This window comes from Helicobacter zhangjianzhongii, from assembly GCF_030249855.1.
Lineage (GTDB): Bacteria > Campylobacterota > Campylobacteria > Campylobacterales > Helicobacteraceae > Helicobacter_B > Helicobacter_B zhangjianzhongii.
Window position 1 is genome coordinate 63,091 of sequence record NZ_JANURN010000009.1, and the last position, 16,634, is coordinate 79,724.

A 16,634-nucleotide genomic window follows, 5' to 3' on the forward strand; every position below is an offset into this window, starting at 1 on the left:
GTTGGTGGTGGGCTAGATCTACGATAGTAAGGAGTATGAGTGGAACTTGTGGTTGTGTTGGTCATTATTTTTATAGTGTTTTTGTTTGTCGGCGCGGTGTATGGGTTTATCGCCCGCTCTAAGGCGCAGCAGATTGCTAGAGATTTGGAGCTCGCACATAGTAAGCTTGGGCGCGTGATGGCAAGACTAGAGAAGCTAGAATCTAGTTTTTCCCCATCATCACAAGCCGGCAAAATCGGTGCGGCGATCCACGCGCAACAAAAAGGCGAAAAAGTGGATTCTAGTAAAGATTCTGCTAGTGCAGAATGTGTGGATTGCCACGCGGATTTTCAATCCGCTCGCAATGACAGCACAAACGCCGCCCACAATGACACAAAAGTGGATTCTAGGTCTTGGGATTCTAAGATTGTGCGGCTAGAATCGGGGCTTTTTAAGCCGAGTGCGGAGATAAGGCTAGGTCGCCTATCGCACAAGCAAGGCGCAGAAATCCGCGATTCTAGCCCGCAAGCTGAATCCCTCGCTAAAAAAGTGGATTCTAGTGGATCTTGCGATTCTAGCCCGCAAGCCAAATCCATCGCTAAAGATTCTAGTAAGCCCAAATCCGCAGCACACTCTAGCACACAGCCTACCCCCAAATTCCAACGCCTCCTCCACACATTCACGCAAAACAGCCTTGCCCTGCTTGGTGGGATATTTTTTATCCTTGCGGCATTTTTCCTTATCAATTACTCAATCAATCACTCTCTTATCACGCCCCAAGTTCGCATTGGCTTGAGTCTTGCCTTTGGCGTGCTGCTGCTTGCTTGTGGGATACTCTCCACACTCTACCAACACACACTAGCAAGAAAGCTCCAACGCCTAAGCATATTCAAGCAGCCCTCCATAATCGCCCAAACCTGCATTGGCGCGGGGCTTGTGGTGGAGTTTCTAGCGGTGTATGGGGGGTATTATTTTTATAGATTTTTTGGGCTTACAGGGGCATTTGCGCTGCTGGCACTCATCGCGGTATTTGCGCTTGTTTTGACCCTGCGCTATGGGGTGGTGATAGGGATTTTTGGCGTGCTAGGGAGCTTTAGCACGCCTGTGCTGCTCGCAAGTGGGGCGTATCACGCTACTATGCTTTTTGTCTATGTGCTTGTGTGCTATTTTTTCGCATTTAGCATTGCGATAAGAAGCAGGCAATTTGTGATATTTCTCATCGCAAATGTGTTTGTGCTAGGCTATATGCTGGATTTTGTGCTCTTGCGCGAGGTGGGAAAAGTGGGGCTTGTGCTGCTTGTGCTTGTGGTTATAGCACTGCTTGGGGCGCATAGTGCTTTCGCGCTTATGTATGCGCCAGATTCTACGCCCCTATCTACAAGCGAGCAAGCAAGCAGCAAAAAGCCTAGCAATGCTATGGCATTGTGGTGCAATGCTTTGGGGCTTAGCCTTGTGCTCTCTGCGCTTGTGCTGTGCGTGGGGATCGCTAGGCTTTTTTCGCGACTTGGCTATATGGATTTTGGCACGCTTGAGCTAGCATTTTTGGCATTTATCACAGCGTGTTTGTTCGCACTCCCAGCTCTCACGCGCTTTGCACGCTATCCTATTAGCCCGCTTTATCTAAGCCTGCCCATACCCTTTAGCGTGCTTATGCTCTGCTTTGTGATTAAGGCTGCTGGGGCAAGCACGCTTGTGGCACTTGGCTTTATGGTAGGCGTGGCGGCGGGGCTTTATGTCTATGTGCGCTTTAGGGATTTGGCTTGTGGGCTAGAATCCACTTGCAAAAGCACTTCTGGTGCAAAAGTGGATTCTAGTAATGATTCTGCTAGCGCAGAATGTGTGGATTGCCACGCGGATTTTCAATCCGCTCGCAATGACAGAAAAAACACTACTATTGAAAAAATGGATTCTAAGAAGTCTTGGGATTCTAAGAGGTCTTGCAATTCTAGCCCACAGGCTGAATCCCTCGCTAAAGATTCTAATGTAGCGCGTATGCGCGTATGGTATCTATGGCTTATGAGCTTTAGCGCGCTATGCTTTCTCCTACTCTCCACACAGATTGCCTGCCTTGATTGGATTGAGAGTGCTGGCAAATATGCGATGTGGATTCTAGGGCTTGGGGTGTTTGGCTGGGTGTATCGCGCGGTGGTGGTCTATGGGCTCACACCCTATCGCGATGTCTTGCTGCTTGTAAGCGCGTTTGGGGCACTTGGGGCACTTGGGCTCATTGGCGATGATCTCTTACACACGCTTCCACAGACGATGAGAGTCTCTCTGCTCTGGCTTGCAAGCGGTATTTTGCTAGCCCTGCTTGGACGCACAAAGATTCTGCCTAGGGGGATTAGCGGCTTTGAGTGGGTGTTTGCTGGCTTTGGGCTGCTGGCGACTTGGGCGCATATTGTGGGGGTTGATTTGCTCTATGGGCTATTTGGCGGCTTGCGCGGCTCGTATCTGCCAGAGCTTTGCGTCTTTATGCTTGTGAGTGCGATAAATCTCTGGCTTTTTGCGCGTGCGGTGGATTCTCCTGCTGCTTCTCCCTCTACCTCTCTTTCCACTTGGCGCCGTGGGATTTTTGCCGCTCTAGCTGTGCTGCTACTTTGGGAGATAATCGCGCTCATCAATCTCTGCGCGCTTTGGATCGTGCGACATTGGTTTATGGGATTTGATGATTTCTATATGCCGCGCGAGAGTATATCGCGCACGCTAGCGGTTTGCGTGGTGTTTGCCATCGCATTTGGTGCGCTTACAATCAGCTCCATAGCGCGCACAAAGCAGAATCTAGCCCAGCAAAGCCAGCTAGCTAATCACTCATCTCGCCAGAATCCACTTTGGATAAGTTTTTACACGCGCTCAAGCCTAGTGCTTTTTGTCTATGGGCTTGTGGGATTCTGCTCGCTACTTCTCTCCTATAAGGGACATACCTATGCCTATGCCGCAGCGGAGATAGATATGCTCCAAGCCTTAAATCAGCTCTTTGTAGCAATCATAGCCCAAGTGGTGCTTATAGGGCTAGCTGGAGTGCTGTGCTTGTGCTACACAAAATCCCTAGCCACATCGTGGCACGCACAAGGAGCAAAAGACACTAAAGACTCTTTTACATTTGCACGCTTCTCACTGCAGCTCATCGCCAATACCGCGGCTCTTGTGGGGATTGTGGGTGCGCTGGTGTATGTGATACGACTATGCTTTGCTGGGAGGGGGGATATTTCCTTTGGCAATATAGTGATAGGCGATAGGAGCTTGTTCTATGAGTTTGGGAGTGCTGGGTTTGGTGAGATTGAGCTATATACCTACTCTATCGCGCTAGTGCTGCTTGGGATTATTATGCTAGCGGGGTATTTTATCTCGCGCTATAAGGTGTATAAAATCTATGCGTTTGTGCTCTTTGGGGCTGCCACGCTCAAGGTCTTTTTCATCGATACAAGCAGACTTGATAGCCTAGCAAAGATCGCGCTATTTGTCTGTATGGGCGTGCTGTTTTTAAGCGTAAGCTATCTCTATGCGCGATTGGTGAAAAAAGTGGATTCTAGGGATCAGCTTGTGGGCTAGAATCGTAGATTTCATCAGCCCGCTCGCTCGATAGACCTCTAGTCTTATCTCACTCGCTCGCTTTGAAAACCACGATTCTAGCACCACAATCTTAGAATCCTAATTCAGCAAAGCGTAAAACGAGGATTCTAGGTAATGATAGGCAGCAACGCCACAACGCCACAAAGCTAATGGCTAGCCCATACGCAAGAGATAGGATTCTAGCTCTTGCAAGACTTGCTCCCATTGTCCATAGACATTTTGCGCAAAGACCTCCCCCCCACAATACCCACTAAAGCGACTTTTGCCTATCTCGCCCCACCGCCAATCATATCGCTTATATGCCAAAGTCGCACACGGCACGCCAAGGGCTATGGCTAAGTGCGCCACCACAGAATCCACACTTACTACCAAATCCATAGCTGTAATCAGCCTAGCAGTATCGTAAAAATCGTGCAAAGCATAAGTGTATAAAATCCTATCTTGCGTGTTTGTAGCAGGGGCTTGCAGGGATTCTAGGGAGCTTTTGGACTCTGTGGTTAGGGATTTTAAAGTGGGCTTTTCTACAATGGATTCTAGTGGCTCAGGCTGGATACAATGCAAGGAAAATGCCAAGCCCTTTTGCGCACAAGAGCCAAAGCTTGCTAGCAGCTTTTCAAGCGGGATTGACTTGTATGCAGCATAGGCGAAGTTGGGATTTGAGTGGAAAAATATCCCTATGCGCAAAGGCTTAGTGGTATCTGGGGTAGGAGTGGTAAAAGTCTCTACAATGCCCTCTAAACAGGAGTCCCTCACCACTTGCGTAGCAGAATCTAGCAAGGCAAACTCATCAAGCGCGCTAGGGCTATGTGCGGGCGTGGTGGCAAAGACATCGCGCAGATACAGGGCATTGTGTGCGAAGTCTTCAAGCAGTGAGATCCCTAGCACATAGGGCAGGCTTGGCAGAGAGATACAATAATCAAAGTCATTAAACTCTTCCCCCACGACATTAAACCGCTTGGCAAAAAGCCTACGCAAAGGGGCTTGCACAAAGACATATTTCTCCTTGCATTCTAGGCTATCGATAAATCTTGCAAACATCACACTATCGCCAAAGCCCTGCTCGTGGAAAAGAAGCACGCGAGCATTTTTGATACATTCGCGGATCGCCGCTGGCTCTGGCAGCACGGCAATATGCCTTGAGCTTTGGAAAAATCGCGCATTATCTAGTGTTTGCTCTTTATGGAGCTTTAATCGCTCTTGATAGTAGCCAAAGCCCCTTTCAAGCACCCCCACACTAAGCAGCAAATGCGCGTAGTTTATGACATATTCAAACTTTGGGGCGATCATATAGCACTTTTGATAAAGTCGCTCTGCTTCTCTGCTCTTGCCCGCATAGCGCAGGGCATTAGCAAAGTTGAAGTAAAAATCCGCGCGCGAGGCATTATAGGCTTGATATAGCTCCTCGCTCTCGCCTAGCTCTTTAAGGCGTGGGGCAAAATAGGCTTCAAGATTTTTATACAAAATCAATGCAGAATCCACATCATCAACCATCACATAAGTGTGGGCTAGGTTGAAGTGGGCTTCTAGGCTTTGACAGGTTTTATACAGCGCGATGGCTTGGGGGTAGGCTTCCACTTTGGCATAGAGATTAGCGAGATTATAGGCGGCTTGGGTGTCATTGGGAGAGAGCTTTAGCACTTCTTGGTAAGCGGCTATGGCGTGCTCTGTCTCATCGGCTTGGCTTAGAATCCTAGCAAGATTGAAGTAAATGTCTGGGTTGGTGCTTGGCAGAAAAGGTGCGAGTGTTAGGGCGGCGGATTTTAGCGAGCCGGCTTTGCGCAAAAGCTCGGAGAGATTTATAGCTATGGACTCATCATTTGGGGCGAGATTCTGGGCGTTTTTAAGATAGTCTATGGCTCGTGCCACATCACCTAGATAATACAAGCTCATCGCGCAAATAAACCATACTTGCGCGTTGTTTGGGTCTTTAGCAAGCAGTGCGGTGGCGATTTGTAGGCAAAGGGGGTAATTTTGCTCGTTATAAGTGTGTAAAAGATTGGTAAGAGTGGCTTGTCGCTTCTCTTGATTCATCTAGCCACTCTTACTACACAAGGCTGGGTCTAGCTATTTTTATGCGCTTTGCGATACTCTAAAATCATCGCATACACTTCATCTTTCAAAAGAAGCTTTTGCTTTTTTAGCACCTCGATTTCTGTATTGGCAAGATGCTCTATGCCATCTTCAGCATTTTTGATCTTTTGATCAAGCTCGTTATGCTCGTTAAAAATTTTTTCAAAATGCGCATTGTTCATCTTTAGCGCGTGGATTTCATCTCGATATTCGTGGAACATTTTAGACTCCTTAAGCTATGGATTGTGGGTAATTGTAGCATTTTAAGCTTAATTTCTGCTAGGATAGCCGCTTTGATTCTGTGGCGTTAAGGAGAGAGAAAGTGTGGCGCAAATGGCTTAATCATTGGCAGAAAAATGACAAATCCCTGCTAGCAAAAGTGCGGCATACCATAAAGCTTGCGTATCGGTTTTTGACATATCGGGAAGAGATGTTTTACTACGCTTCTTCGCTGAGTTTTTATACGATTTTCGCGCTTGTCCCGATGCTGTTTATCACCTTTTCTGTTTTGCTAGCTTTTTCGCACTTTCAAGATAAGATTGTCGATGTAGAGCGGCTCATACTCTCTAATATCCTCCCTGCAAATGCCGAAGTGGTGATGAACTTTATGAATACATTTTTAGAAAATGGCGACAAAATGGGCGTTGTCGGGGTGATCTCTGTTTTTATCACTTCTTTGCTCTTTTTTCGCAATTATGAGTTTATCACTTCAAAAATGTTTAACTCTAAGCCACGCAAGTTTTTTGACTCTTTGATGATGTATTGGACGATGATTACGCTGTTTCCCTTAGCTTCGGTGGCGATGGTGTATCTTAGTATGAGTGCGCAAGAGATCCTTGATACCCACTTTAAATCGCTTGTGTATTCCCAAGCATTTGTGTGGTTTGTTACTTGTGTGTTGTTTTTGGTGCTGTTTAGGATTTCTGCTAATAAGCCTCTGCATAAAACAACGCTATTTATCTCATCTTTTGTTTCAGGTAGCATTTGGTTTGTGGTGAAAAATCTCTTTGTCTATTATGTAACGCTTAATACCACTTACTCCACACTCTATGGCTCTGTATCAATCGTGCTATTTTTGATGGTGTGGATTTATGTCTCGTGGCTTATTATCCTCTTTGGTATGCGGGCGTGTCAGGGGGTTTTACAATGCTTTGCCCTAGAGAAATCACCCACACAAGATGATATGATCTAGCTATGCTTAAGCTTAAAATGTGCGGACTATGGAGAGAAGAGGATATAGCCTGTGTCAATGCGCTTGTGCCTGATTTTATCGGCTTTGTTTTTGCCAAAAGCCCCCGCCAAGTAAGCAAGCCAAAAGCTACGCATCTTAAATCACTCTTGCACCCGCAAATCCAAGCCGTAGGTGTCTTTGTGGATATGCCTTTAGAGCAGATCATAGAGCTTGTAGAATCTAGCGTGATTGATGTGATCCAGCTACACGATAGCCATTTGTGTGAGAGCGAAGAGATCTTTGAGAAGCGCGAGAGTAGAATCCACTTTTTGCAAGCACGCACCAAAGCCCCTATCATCAAAGCCATAGCCGCTACAAGCGCGCGCGCCATACTCGCCCAAGAGCATAGCTGCGCAGATATGCTACTGCTTGATAATGCCAAAGGTGGCAGTGGAGAGCAGTTTGACTGGGAGTATATAGAGCAAGCAAGAGATCAGGGCTTTAGGCGCGAATTTTTCCTAGCAGGAGGGCTAAATGCCAGCAATCTTGCCAAAGCCCTAGAGCTTAAGCCCTATGGCATAGATCTCTCTAAAGGGCTAGAATCCAATGGGCTAAAAGACTGCCAAAAAATGCGCGATATTGTCGCTACAATCCGCCCAGCAATGAGACAATGCAGCAAGTAGCGGCAGGGGTGAAAGATCGCGGATTCTAGGGCAAGTGTGCAAAGCTAGAATCCACTTTTTCAAAAAGTGGATTCTAGGGGGTAGGCGATTCAGTCTTGGGTGGGCAATGCGGCAGTAAAGCAGGTTTTGTAAAGCAAACCAAGCTTTTTGAAGTAAAACAGGCTTTGTGAAAACGCTTTTTTCTCTCACTCGCGAGCCAACTCTCCTATCCCCTCCCCATCTCTCACTCGCGAGCGAGTGAAGCGAGCGTGGCGATCCATATTCTGCGCTAGCAAAAAGGGCATTGCTAGAATCCACTTTTTCAAAAAGTGGATTCTAGGGACAAGCACAACCACAGGCAAACTTCGCTACAATGCGCACAAAAAGGAGCAAATATGTGTGGGATAGTGGGCTACATCGGCACAAAAGAAAAACGAGAAATATTGCTTAGTGGATTAAAAGAGCTAGAGTATAGGGGCTATGATTCTGCGGGCTTTGCGGTGCTAGGAGAGGGCGAGCTGCTAGGGTTTAAAGCCACAGGCAAGCTTGAAAATCTAGCGGTAAAGACAAAGGATTTTAACTCTAATGGATTTGGGCTTGGCATAGCGCATACAAGATGGGCTACACACGGCAAGCCCACAGAGGCAAACGCCCACCCCCACACAGGCGAGTGTAGCTATGTCGTGCATAATGGCATTATCGAAAACTACAAAGAGCTAAAAGAAGCATTGATAGCAAAAGGGCATAGATTTGTTAGCCAAACAGACACAGAAGTGATTGTGCATTTGTTTGAAGAGCATCTAAAGTCTGCCGACAATGCGCGTGCAGCGTGGGAGCAGACTGCTAAACGGCTAAAAGGAGCATACGCGACACTGCTTATCACAAAAGCCGCGCCTGATAGGATCTTTTATGCCAAAAGTGGTGCGCCTTTAATCATCGGTGCGCCAAAGACAAGCCTAGAAGATCCAAATGCTACTAGGGAGATATTTTTTGCCTCTTCAGATGCGCCGCTTATTGGGCTTGTGGATATGGTGGTGTATTTAGAAGATGGCGCGGTGGGGGATTCGCTAGACTTCCCTAGCCTAGAGCCTAAAGTTGCTTTGACGCATTCTAAATCCTATGCGCAGAAAAATGGCTTCCGCTACTTTATGGAGAAAGAGATCTATGAGCAAGAGCAAGTGCTGCTAGAGACTATGATGGGCAGAGTGAGAGAAGATGGCATAGGGCTTGATGAGCTAGATCCTAGGCTCTTTGAAGGCGTGAGTGAGATTAGTATCTGTGCGTGTGGGACAAGCTATCACGCAGGAATGGTGGGCAAATACCTCTTAGAGCGCAAGGCAAAGGTGCGCACCAATGTTACTCTTGCAAGTGAGCTGCGCTATGCCAAGCCTATTTTGCTGCAAGATGAGCTCTTTATCGTGATCTCTCAAAGTGGCGAGACGGCTGATACCCTAGAAGCCTTGAAACTTGCCAAATCCCAAGGACTCCGCACGCTAGCAATCTGCAATGTCGATAACAGCTCTATCGTGCGAGAAGCCGATGCGGTGCTGCTCACACGCGCTGGGATAGAAAAGGGCGTAGCTAGCACCAAAGCCTTTGCCACGCAGGTTATGGTGCTGTGGATTCTAAGCGTGTTTTTAGGAGTGCAAAGAGGGCTAATCGATGAAAAGGGGCGAAAAAGCGAGCGAGCAAGTATGATTGCTGCCATTGCTGCTACAAGGGTGGATATTGCCTTGCACGAGCGGCTTAAGCGACTCTCTAAGCGGTATTTACACGGACACGGATTTTTCTTCATCGGGCGAGATGTGTTCTACCCACTAGCCTTAGAGGGTGCATTGAAGCTCAAAGAAATCAGCTATTTGCACGCAGAGGGCTATGCAAGCGGTGAGATGAAGCACGGACCTATCGCGCTAGTTGATGCCAATCTCTTCACCATAGCCCTTATGCCAAAGCACCTACTCTATGAAAAAATCGCTTCTAATGTCGAGGAGCTAAGTGCTAGAGATGCGACTATTTGCGCGATCGCTCAAGAGGAATTTGCTCTAGCAGATGATTGGATCAAGATCAAAGAAGCCCATAGCTATATGGAAGAGTTTTTTTCTATGATGGTAGCCCTCCAGCTACTAGCTCTTGAAATTTCTGTGCGGCTTGGCAATGATGTGGATATGCCAAGAAATCTTGCTAAGTCCGTTACCGTGGAGTAAGCAATGCTAGAGCCAAAGTGGGCTAGCTAGAATCCACATTGATTTAGGAGTGATGATGTTTGAGCTTTTACACACCAATGATGGAGCGCGTGCAGGCAAGCTGCATTTAGCGCACTCTATCGTGCCTACACCTGTGTTTATGCCAGTAGGCACGCAAGCTTGTGTGAAAGGACTTGATGCCACAGATTTAGGCGAGATCCTGCAAGCAAAGCTTATCCTAGCCAACACCTACCACACTTATTTGCGCCCGGGTGCTGCGATTATGAAAGAGTTTGGCGGGGTGCATAACTTTAGCGGATTTAATGCAAGCTTTTTAAGTGATTCTGGTGGGTTTCAGGCATTTAGCCTTGGGGCAAATGTGAAAAAGACAGATTCTGGCGTGTGGTTTAGCTCGCATATTGATGGGAGCAAGCATCTCTTCACCCCAGAATCCGTGCTTGATATGCAATACGCGCTTAATAGCGATATTATGATGGTGCTAGATGATTTGATCGCCCTGCCTGCTACACAAGAGCGACTAGCCCTAAGTGTAGAGACCACGACCAAATGGGCTAAACGCTCCATCGCCTACCACAAAGAGCAAAAAGATTTAGGCAAAGCCAGCACAAATCATCTCTTTGGCATTGTGCAAGGCGGGGTGAGCGAGCAGTTTCGCACACAAAGCGCGCTAGAGTTGCGCGAGCTAGACTTTGATGGCTACGCGCTTGGCGGACTTGCTGTGGGCGAGAGCGCAGAGGAGATGTATGCCACAATCGCCCACACCACGCCCTTGCTCCCAGAATCTAAGCCGCGCTATCTTATGGGCGTGGGCACGCCGGAGAATTTGATCGAGGCAATCCATCGCGGAGTGGATATGTTTGACTGCGTGATGCCTTGTAGAAATGCGCGAAATGGCACGCTTTTTACACACTTTGGCAAGCTTAATATCAAAAACTCTTGCTACAAAAACGATCCTGCGCCTATTGATCCTGCTTGTGCGTGCTACACTTGCACGCGCTACTCTCGTGCGTATTTGCACCATCTAAATAAAGCCCAAGAGCTTACCTACCACCGCCTAGCCACTTTGCATAATCTTAGCTACTACCTAGAGCTTATGCGTGCTGCAAGAGAAGCGATAATGCACGATAAATGGCTAGAATTTAGGGCAGAGTTTTATGCCAAAAGACAAGCTTAACCACAAAGGAGCAATATGAAATACCAAGAAATCACCAAGCAAGGTATCAATAAACTTATGGATAGCTTTTATGCCAAAGTGCGTGCGGATACAGGCGAACTAGGCAAGATCTTCCGCGATACTATCGGCGATGATGATGAGAGCTGGGAGAAGCATAAGACAAAAATCGCTGCATTTTGGGGTGGGATTTTCCTAGGGGAGCAGGAGTATCGCGGTGCGCCTTTGCGCGCGCATTTAGATCTGCCACCATTCCCAAGGGAGCTTTTTACCCAATGGCTCAATCTCTTTGCGCAATCTGTGCAGCAAATCTTTGAAGCCCCTTGTGCGCAGCAGATCCTGCAAAGAGCGCAAGCCATTGCCGCGCGTTTTCAATATGTCTTATACGATATGCCACATAAGGAGAGCTAATGCAAAAGATGGAGCAAGTTGTATTCCTTGATTTAAAGGCGCAGTTTAGCGATATAGAAAAAGAAGTCCTATCAGGTGTGCAAGAGGTATGCCAAAGCGCAGAGTTTGTGCTAGGGAGCGCGGTTAGTGAGTTTGAGCAAAGCTTTAGCGATTATATATTCTCCTATGAGAGTGCGCCAAAGCCAAGCCTAGAGCAAGCCCTAGAGCAGCGCATACAAGATCTTAGCCATAGCACCCACCCCAATCGCTGTGTAGGCGTGGGCAATGGCACAGACGCGCTAGAAATCGCCATAGCAGCCCTTGATCTCCCGCCAAAAAGCGAGATCTTAATCCCAGCAAATGCGTATTTTGCCTGTGTAGAAGCGGTGCTAAATGCCGGTATGAGGGCTGTGATTGTGGATTGTGAAGAAGATGGGAGCTTTATGCCAAAGGATTCTATGATCACGCCTAATATGCGTGCGATTTTGTGCGTGCATTTGTATGGGGTTATGCAAGATATAAGCGCGTTTGAAGCATTTGCTACAAAGCATCGCTTAAAGCTTATAGAAGACTGCGCCCAAGCCCACGGCGCAAGCGATGAAAAGGGACGCAAGGCAGGGAGTATCGGCGATATTGCGTGCTTTAGCTTCTATCCGGGGAAAAATCTAGGCTGCTATGGCGATGGCGGCGCGGTAGTCTCAAAAGATATATCCCTAGTGCAAAAAGCGCGCGAGATAGCCAACCACGGACAAAAATTCCATAATGGTATATGGGATAAAAACAACCACTACACCCTAGGGCGCAACTCTAGGCTTGATAGTATTCAAGCAAAGATCCTGCATATCAAGCTCCCCAAGCTCTCCCAGCATAATGCCCATAGAATGCGCTGTGCTAGGGAGTATTGCACGCAGCTTGAGCGATTTGCTTACCTAAAGCTTCCTAGTGTGTTTGCCCAGAGTGTGTGGCATTTGTTTGTTATAGAGTGCTGTGGGCTGGCAGAATCTAAGCGCGATAGGCTACTAGCATTTTTGCGCCAAAATGGCATAGAGTGCGGCGTGCATTATCCGCACGCATTAAGTGATATTGCGACCTTGCAAGCCCATAGCGATGTAACTATCCATAGCTCGCCTAATGCCTCAAGAAGATCGCATAATATCCTTAGCCTGCCTATTGGCGAGCATTTGGACTTCTCACATATCGCCTATATCGCACAAGTTTTAGCAGACTTTGAGCAAACACTCTAGCTTTAGGCGCGTGCTATGAGAAGCAGGCTATGACATAGCCTTAAGCCGATTATAAATACGCGCTTTTCTCTGCATCTTATCGTAGCTTTTAGGGCTAGATTTATCATTACAAGATAAGCCCAGATACACAGAGTGCGCTAGATTATCGCATAGAGATCTAGTTTCGCTCCCTAGATTTGAGATATTTATCCACTACATTAAGCGACTTCTAAGGGGGGGGGGGGGGTTAAAATATCACGCCTAAAATTACTTAGCTATGGCAAGGGATTTTAGAGTATATTTTTGGAGTTTTATATGAAGAAGTCTTTGTTGTTCTGTGTTGTTGTGGGGGCGTTGTTTTTCGCTGGGTGTTCGCAAAATGTCGCGAGATTTTCTGTGGCTTCTACGGGGAATCTTCCTCTTACAAATGTCAAAAAGGGTGAGTATGTCAAGGGGAAAGATTGTATTTGGCATCTGTTTGGATTCCCACTTGGTAATACGCAAAACCGCGTGAGTGGTGCTGTGGCAAAGGCTCTTGAAGTCGCTGCAAAAAAGGATAAAGCAGGTGTCGGCGCAAGCGATGCGCTTGTCAATGTCGATGTAAGCGCGTCATTTTGGAGCTTAATCATCATCGGCAAAAGCTGCTACACTGCTAAAGGTCAGCCTATCACCACTACTCACTAATCGTGCTAGCACCAATGCTTTTCGCGCCCTGCTGGGGCGCACTTAGACTCTCTCTATTTTCAAACTCTTTGTGATTTTCCCTAGATCTAGGACTACAAGCTATGCCTAGGACTTGCCCTAGCCACAATGCGCCAAAGCAGTAGGATCTAAATGCCAAGCATACCATTAAAGTCATTATCGACTTTGAGTATATCAAGCGCGCAAGCGATCATTCCGCGATGATGTGTGGCGTGAGTAAGTATCCCTAGGATAAACTGAAACACAGGCTTTTGCATAGCTCCCCACGGGAAATGGATTGTTTTAATGGCACTAAAGTCGCTTTCATTGATGTTTTCAATAATATCTAGGATATAGCTATCTAGCACCTCTCTTGCGGCAAAGAGATTGCTTGTATCATCGATGATTTGCGGCTTGAAAGCAAATGGCTCTGCAAGCATTGCCTCAATCTTTGAGCTACTAGGGGCTTTGGCACAAAATGATGAAAAATAATCCTTAAAAAAACTCGCATCCCCAGCACTATAATGCACCATTGTCCCAAGGATTGACTTATAGTATAGCCCCATATCTTTGGTAAGCACATTTTCATCAAGCCCTTCTAGCACGGCTATCATTTTTTTGTTCGCTTCTTGATTGTATCTGCCTTGTAGTCGTAGTAGCTCTTTCATATTCTCTCCTTAAGTATCGCGGATCTGCTACAATTATGTGCAAGTCTTGTTTAGATTTGGCTTAAGCTTTGCAAGAAGCCTAGGCTCTCAAGGAGAGATGATGATTTTGTATAAATACTGCGCCAATGGCAATGACTTTTTAGTATTCCACACGCTTGATAGGCAGGGCGATTATAGCGAGCTTGCACGCAGGGTGTGCGATCGCCATAATGGTATCGGCGCAGATGGACTTGTGGCATTACTGCCCTTTAGCGATGAGGCGATCGCCTATCAGTGGGATTTCTACAATGCCGATGGCTCGCGTGCAAATATGTGCGGCAATGCCTCTAGATGTGTCGCGCACTATGCCTACAACCTAGGGCTAGCCCCTAAGACTCATCGCTTCATCACGCACTCAAGTATGCAAGCACAGATCATCAAAGTCAGCGTGCAAGGCGAGATCGTCTCTAGCAATCTTGGGCTATATCGCAATCTGTTTGCCCTAAGTGCGCTGCCTAGCGAGCTAGCGCAAAAAGTGGATTCTAGTGTGCCTAAGGATTTAGCCGCGACTTTGCTAAATCCATCAAGGTGGCATTACATCGACACAGGCGTGCCGCATTTGGTGTGCTTCGTGCAAGAGTGGTTTGATCATTCTAGCCCTAGTCTCAAGGCGTTTATGCAAGAGCTTCGCATACACTTTAATGCCAATGTCAATCTCGCCTATGCAAGCGATGAAATCTATCTAGCGACCTATGAAAGAGGGGTAGAAGACATCACGCTTGCGTGTGGGACGGGTATGGCGGCGGTTTTGCTAGTGGGGCATATCGCGTATGGGCTGGATGGGAGTGCGGTTTTGGTGCCGCCTAGTGGGGATAGGTTGGAGCTATGGTGTGAATCTGTTTCTAAAGGGGATTCGGTCTTGCTTGGTGGGGATTCGGCTTGTGGGCTAGAATCGTGGATTTCATCGCCGCGCTGCGTCAATAGACACCCAAGTCTTATTTCCTTGCGCGGCTTGAAAACAAGCGAAGCGGTGCAAGGCGCAAGCCTTGCAGGTTTCTTTAGTAAAAGCCCCGATTCTAGCACCACAATCCTAGAATCCCAGAGCAGCTGTGGGGATTGGGCTTGTGGGCTAGAATCCCAAGGCGGCTTTACAAAACAAGCTGAAAACAAAACCACCGCAAGTGAAAAATCCGCCGAAAGTAAAAAAGTGGATTCTAGCAATAAAGCCTTTTTATCGTCATTGCGAGCCGACTTGTCGGCGTGGCAATCCACACAAAAATCTACCACCCCCCTAGAATCCACTTTTGATAAATCGCCAAAGACTGAAATCGTGTTTGATACAAAAGCCGCAGGCGGCAGGATTTTTGATGAAAAAGCGGGGTTGTGCAGCCTTTTGCGCGGAGATAAGACTGAGCGTCTATCGCACAAGCAAAAGGCAAACTCCCCGCTTTTTCGCGAAAAGCCAACGCCCGCAAATCAAAACGCAGTTTCTTTAGAAAAAATGGATTCTAGTAGCAAGCTCCCCACCCTAGCCCACATCAATGAGCTAGAATCTAACGCCTATATCGGCGATATGGAAGTGTTTTTGCAAGGAGAAGTGCGGTGCGTAGCGGTCTGCCAGACTTGCTAGCACACTTGCGTGATAAGGATACACAATGCAGCTCTATATAGAATCTAGCAAGCCACACAGCGCGCCTATCATCGGGCTTAGTTTTAGCACACTTTGTGAAGATGACATCGCCCTAGTGCTTGCTATGCGCAATGATGAGCGAGTAGCGCGCTTTATGTATGCTAGCTCCATTAGCCCGCAAGCCCATAGGGAGTTTATCGCCTCACTTGCAGATAATCCTAGCGCGAAGTATTGGCTCTTTAAATGCGGGGAGATCGTGCTAGGTGTGGGGTCTTTGAGCAGGATTTCTCTAAGCAATGCCCACGCATATCTTGGGATTTATACTAATCCATTTTTGTCCAAAGCCCAAAAGCACGCGCTGTGTGAAAATAGCGCGTTTGAGAGTGTGGGGGCGATGATTTTAGCGGCTTTAGAGCAAGCTGGCAGGGAGCTAGGGCTACATACGATATTTCTTGAAGTGCTGGATTCTAACGCCCACGCTAGGGCATTTTATGAGCGCAATGGCTATGACTTGCAGGGTAGGCTAAGGGAGTTTGTGCGCGTGGGGAGGGGAGGGGAGGAGGGGGGGTATGGTGATGTGTGTTTATATGGTAAGGTGTTTGGTAAAGGGGATTCGGCTTTTTCTGGGAGGGATTCGGCTTTGCGCGATAAATCGCCGATTCTGCGGCGAGGGCTTGCTCATTACCGCTTAGGTAAATCCCTTCGCCCCCGCCTTGAAAGCGGCGATTTCTCATCGCAAATCCTAGAATCCCAGAGCAGCTGTGAGAATTGGGCTTGTGGGCTAGAATCCCAAGGCGGCATTACAAAACAAGCTGACAACAAAACCACCGCAAGTGAAAAATCCGCCGAAAGTAAAAAAGTGGATTCTAGTGATAACACCTTTTTATCGTCATTGCGAGCCGACTTGTCGGCGTGGCAATCCACACAAAAATCTACCACCCCCCTAGAATCCACTTTTTCACACAATGCCACACAAACACACAAAGCGGATTCTAAAGAGAAAATGGATTGCCACGCGGATTTACAATCCGCTCGCAATGACAGCAAAAAAGCGGATTCTAGGGAAAACGCCCAAAAATTAAACAACTCGCAGGCGGCAAAACAAGCGAAGCGAAGTTTCTTTAGAAAACAAGCGAAGCGAAGTTTCTTTAGAAAACAAGCGACAGCGGTGCAAGGCGGGAGCACGAAAGCAAGTTTCTTTAGTAAAGCCGAATCCCACACCAAAAAGCCAACGCC

General features: G+C 47.4%; 14 protein-coding genes and 1 pseudogene. 10 read left to right on the top strand and 5 right to left on the bottom strand.

The genetic code is table 11. The features are described 5' to 3' along the window. The first annotated feature begins 39 nt into the window (after positions 1-39). On the top strand, positions 40-3,528 hold the full coding sequence (locus tag NYG90_RS09065; protein ID WP_285264962.1) for a DUF2339 domain-containing protein: 3,489 nt from the start codon (positions 40-42) through the stop codon (positions 3,526-3,528). Positions 3,529-3,702: 174 nt separating this feature from the next. Here NYG90_RS09065 and NYG90_RS09070 read toward each other — a convergent pair whose 3' ends face one another. Beyond that, the gene (locus NYG90_RS09070) at positions 3,703-5,580 is read right to left on the bottom strand and encodes a tetratricopeptide repeat protein (protein WP_285257398.1); all 1,878 of its coding nucleotides are present in this window, start codon (positions 5,578-5,580) and stop codon (positions 3,703-3,705) included. A 29-nt stretch (positions 5,581-5,609) separates the two neighbouring features. Beyond that, entirely contained in the window at positions 5,610-5,840 is a 231-nt protein-coding gene (locus tag NYG90_RS09075) for an HP1242/YdcH family protein (protein ID WP_115010643.1), read from the bottom strand. Positions 5,841-5,941: 101 nt separating this feature from the next. Here NYG90_RS09075 and NYG90_RS09080 point away from each other — a divergent pair, with 101 nt between their 5' ends. Further along, positions 5,942-6,811, top strand: coding sequence for a YihY family inner membrane protein (locus NYG90_RS09080; RefSeq protein ID WP_285257397.1), 870 nt, complete (start codon positions 5,942-5,944; stop codon positions 6,809-6,811). 2 nt (positions 6,812-6,813) lie between these two features. Continuing rightward, the gene (locus tag NYG90_RS09085) at positions 6,814-7,473 is read left to right on the top strand and encodes a phosphoribosylanthranilate isomerase (RefSeq protein ID WP_285257396.1); all 660 of its coding nucleotides are present in this window, start codon (positions 6,814-6,816) and stop codon (positions 7,471-7,473) included. Between the two features lie 185 nt (positions 7,474-7,658). Here NYG90_RS09085 and NYG90_RS09090 read toward each other — a convergent pair whose 3' ends face one another. Continuing rightward, positions 7,659-7,808, bottom strand: coding sequence for a hypothetical protein (locus NYG90_RS09090; RefSeq protein WP_285257395.1), 150 nt, complete (start codon positions 7,806-7,808; stop codon positions 7,659-7,661). Positions 7,809-7,847: 39 nt separating this feature from the next. Here NYG90_RS09090 and glmS point away from each other — a divergent pair, with 39 nt between their 5' ends. From glmS to NYG90_RS09115, 5 genes are all read left to right on the top strand, one after another. Then, the gene (gene glmS / locus NYG90_RS09095) at positions 7,848-9,656 is read left to right on the top strand and encodes a glutamine--fructose-6-phosphate transaminase (isomerizing) (protein WP_285257394.1); all 1,809 of its coding nucleotides are present in this window, start codon (positions 7,848-7,850) and stop codon (positions 9,654-9,656) included. A gap of 52 nt (positions 9,657-9,708) precedes the next feature. Then, entirely contained in the window at positions 9,709-10,830 is a 1,122-nt protein-coding gene (tgt, locus tag NYG90_RS09100) for a tRNA guanosine(34) transglycosylase Tgt (RefSeq protein WP_285257393.1), read from the top strand. A gap of 15 nt (positions 10,831-10,845) precedes the next feature. Continuing rightward, on the top strand, positions 10,846-11,238 hold the full coding sequence (locus NYG90_RS09105) for a group III truncated hemoglobin (protein WP_115010647.1): 393 nt from the start codon (positions 10,846-10,848) through the stop codon (positions 11,236-11,238). Beyond that, entirely contained in the window at positions 11,238-12,461 is a 1,224-nt protein-coding gene (locus NYG90_RS09110) for a DegT/DnrJ/EryC1/StrS family aminotransferase (protein WP_285264963.1), read from the top strand. The genes NYG90_RS09105 and NYG90_RS09110 overlap by 1 nt, the downstream gene beginning before the upstream one ends. Before the next feature lie 294 nt (positions 12,462-12,755). Then, on the top strand, positions 12,756-13,124 hold the full coding sequence (locus NYG90_RS09115) for a hypothetical protein (RefSeq protein ID WP_285257391.1): 369 nt from the start codon (positions 12,756-12,758) through the stop codon (positions 13,122-13,124). Here NYG90_RS09115 and NYG90_RS09120 read toward each other — a convergent pair. After that, complete coding sequence (locus NYG90_RS09120) at positions 13,114-13,281, bottom strand: hypothetical protein (RefSeq protein ID WP_285257390.1); 168 nt, start codon at positions 13,279-13,281, stop codon at positions 13,114-13,116. The genes NYG90_RS09115 and NYG90_RS09120 overlap by 11 nt on opposite strands. Next, entirely contained in the window at positions 13,271-13,789 is a 519-nt protein-coding gene (locus NYG90_RS09125) for a DinB family protein (RefSeq protein ID WP_115010650.1), read from the bottom strand. Before NYG90_RS09125 ends, NYG90_RS09120 begins: the two co-directional genes overlap by 11 nt. A gap of 97 nt (positions 13,790-13,886) precedes the next feature. Here NYG90_RS09125 and dapF point away from each other — a divergent pair, with 97 nt between their 5' ends. Together dapF and pseH are read left to right on the top strand one after the other, a co-directional pair. Next, positions 13,887-15,398 carry a diaminopimelate epimerase gene (gene dapF / locus NYG90_RS09130; protein ID WP_285264964.1) on the top strand — a complete coding sequence of 504 codons (1,512 nt, stop codon included), beginning with the start codon at positions 13,887-13,889 and terminating at the stop codon, positions 15,396-15,398. Between the two features lie 25 nt (positions 15,399-15,423). Then, positions 15,424-15,933, top strand: a pseudogene (gene pseH / locus NYG90_RS09135) (UDP-4-amino-4,6-dideoxy-N-acetyl-beta-L-altrosamine N-acetyltransferase); the annotation flags it as partial. Positions 15,934-16,634 lie beyond the last annotated feature (701 nt).

Excerpts from the sequence above, each read along its gene's own strand:
- NYG90_RS09070 (WP_285257398.1), bottom strand. The coding sequence starts at position 5,580 with ATGAATCAAGAGAAGCGACAAGCCACTCTTACCAATCTTTTACACACT.
- NYG90_RS09075 (WP_115010643.1), bottom strand. The coding sequence starts at position 5,840 with ATGTTCCACGAATATCGAGATGAAATCCACGCGCTAAAGATGAACAAT.
- NYG90_RS09085 (WP_285257396.1), top strand. The coding sequence starts at position 6,814 with ATGCTTAAGCTTAAAATGTGCGGACTATGGAGAGAAGAGGATATAGCC.
- glmS (WP_285257394.1), top strand. The coding sequence starts at position 7,848 with ATGTGTGGGATAGTGGGCTACATCGGCACAAAAGAAAAACGAGAAATA.
- tgt (WP_285257393.1), top strand. The coding sequence starts at position 9,709 with ATGATGTTTGAGCTTTTACACACCAATGATGGAGCGCGTGCAGGCAAG.
- NYG90_RS09105 (WP_115010647.1), top strand. The coding sequence starts at position 10,846 with ATGAAATACCAAGAAATCACCAAGCAAGGTATCAATAAACTTATGGAT.
- NYG90_RS09110 (WP_285264963.1), top strand. The coding sequence starts at position 11,238 with ATGCAAAAGATGGAGCAAGTTGTATTCCTTGATTTAAAGGCGCAGTTT.
- NYG90_RS09115 (WP_285257391.1), top strand. The coding sequence starts at position 12,756 with ATGAAGAAGTCTTTGTTGTTCTGTGTTGTTGTGGGGGCGTTGTTTTTC.
- NYG90_RS09125 (WP_115010650.1), bottom strand. The coding sequence starts at position 13,789 with ATGAAAGAGCTACTACGACTACAAGGCAGATACAATCAAGAAGCGAAC.
- dapF (WP_285264964.1), top strand. The coding sequence starts at position 13,887 with ATGATGATTTTGTATAAATACTGCGCCAATGGCAATGACTTTTTAGTA.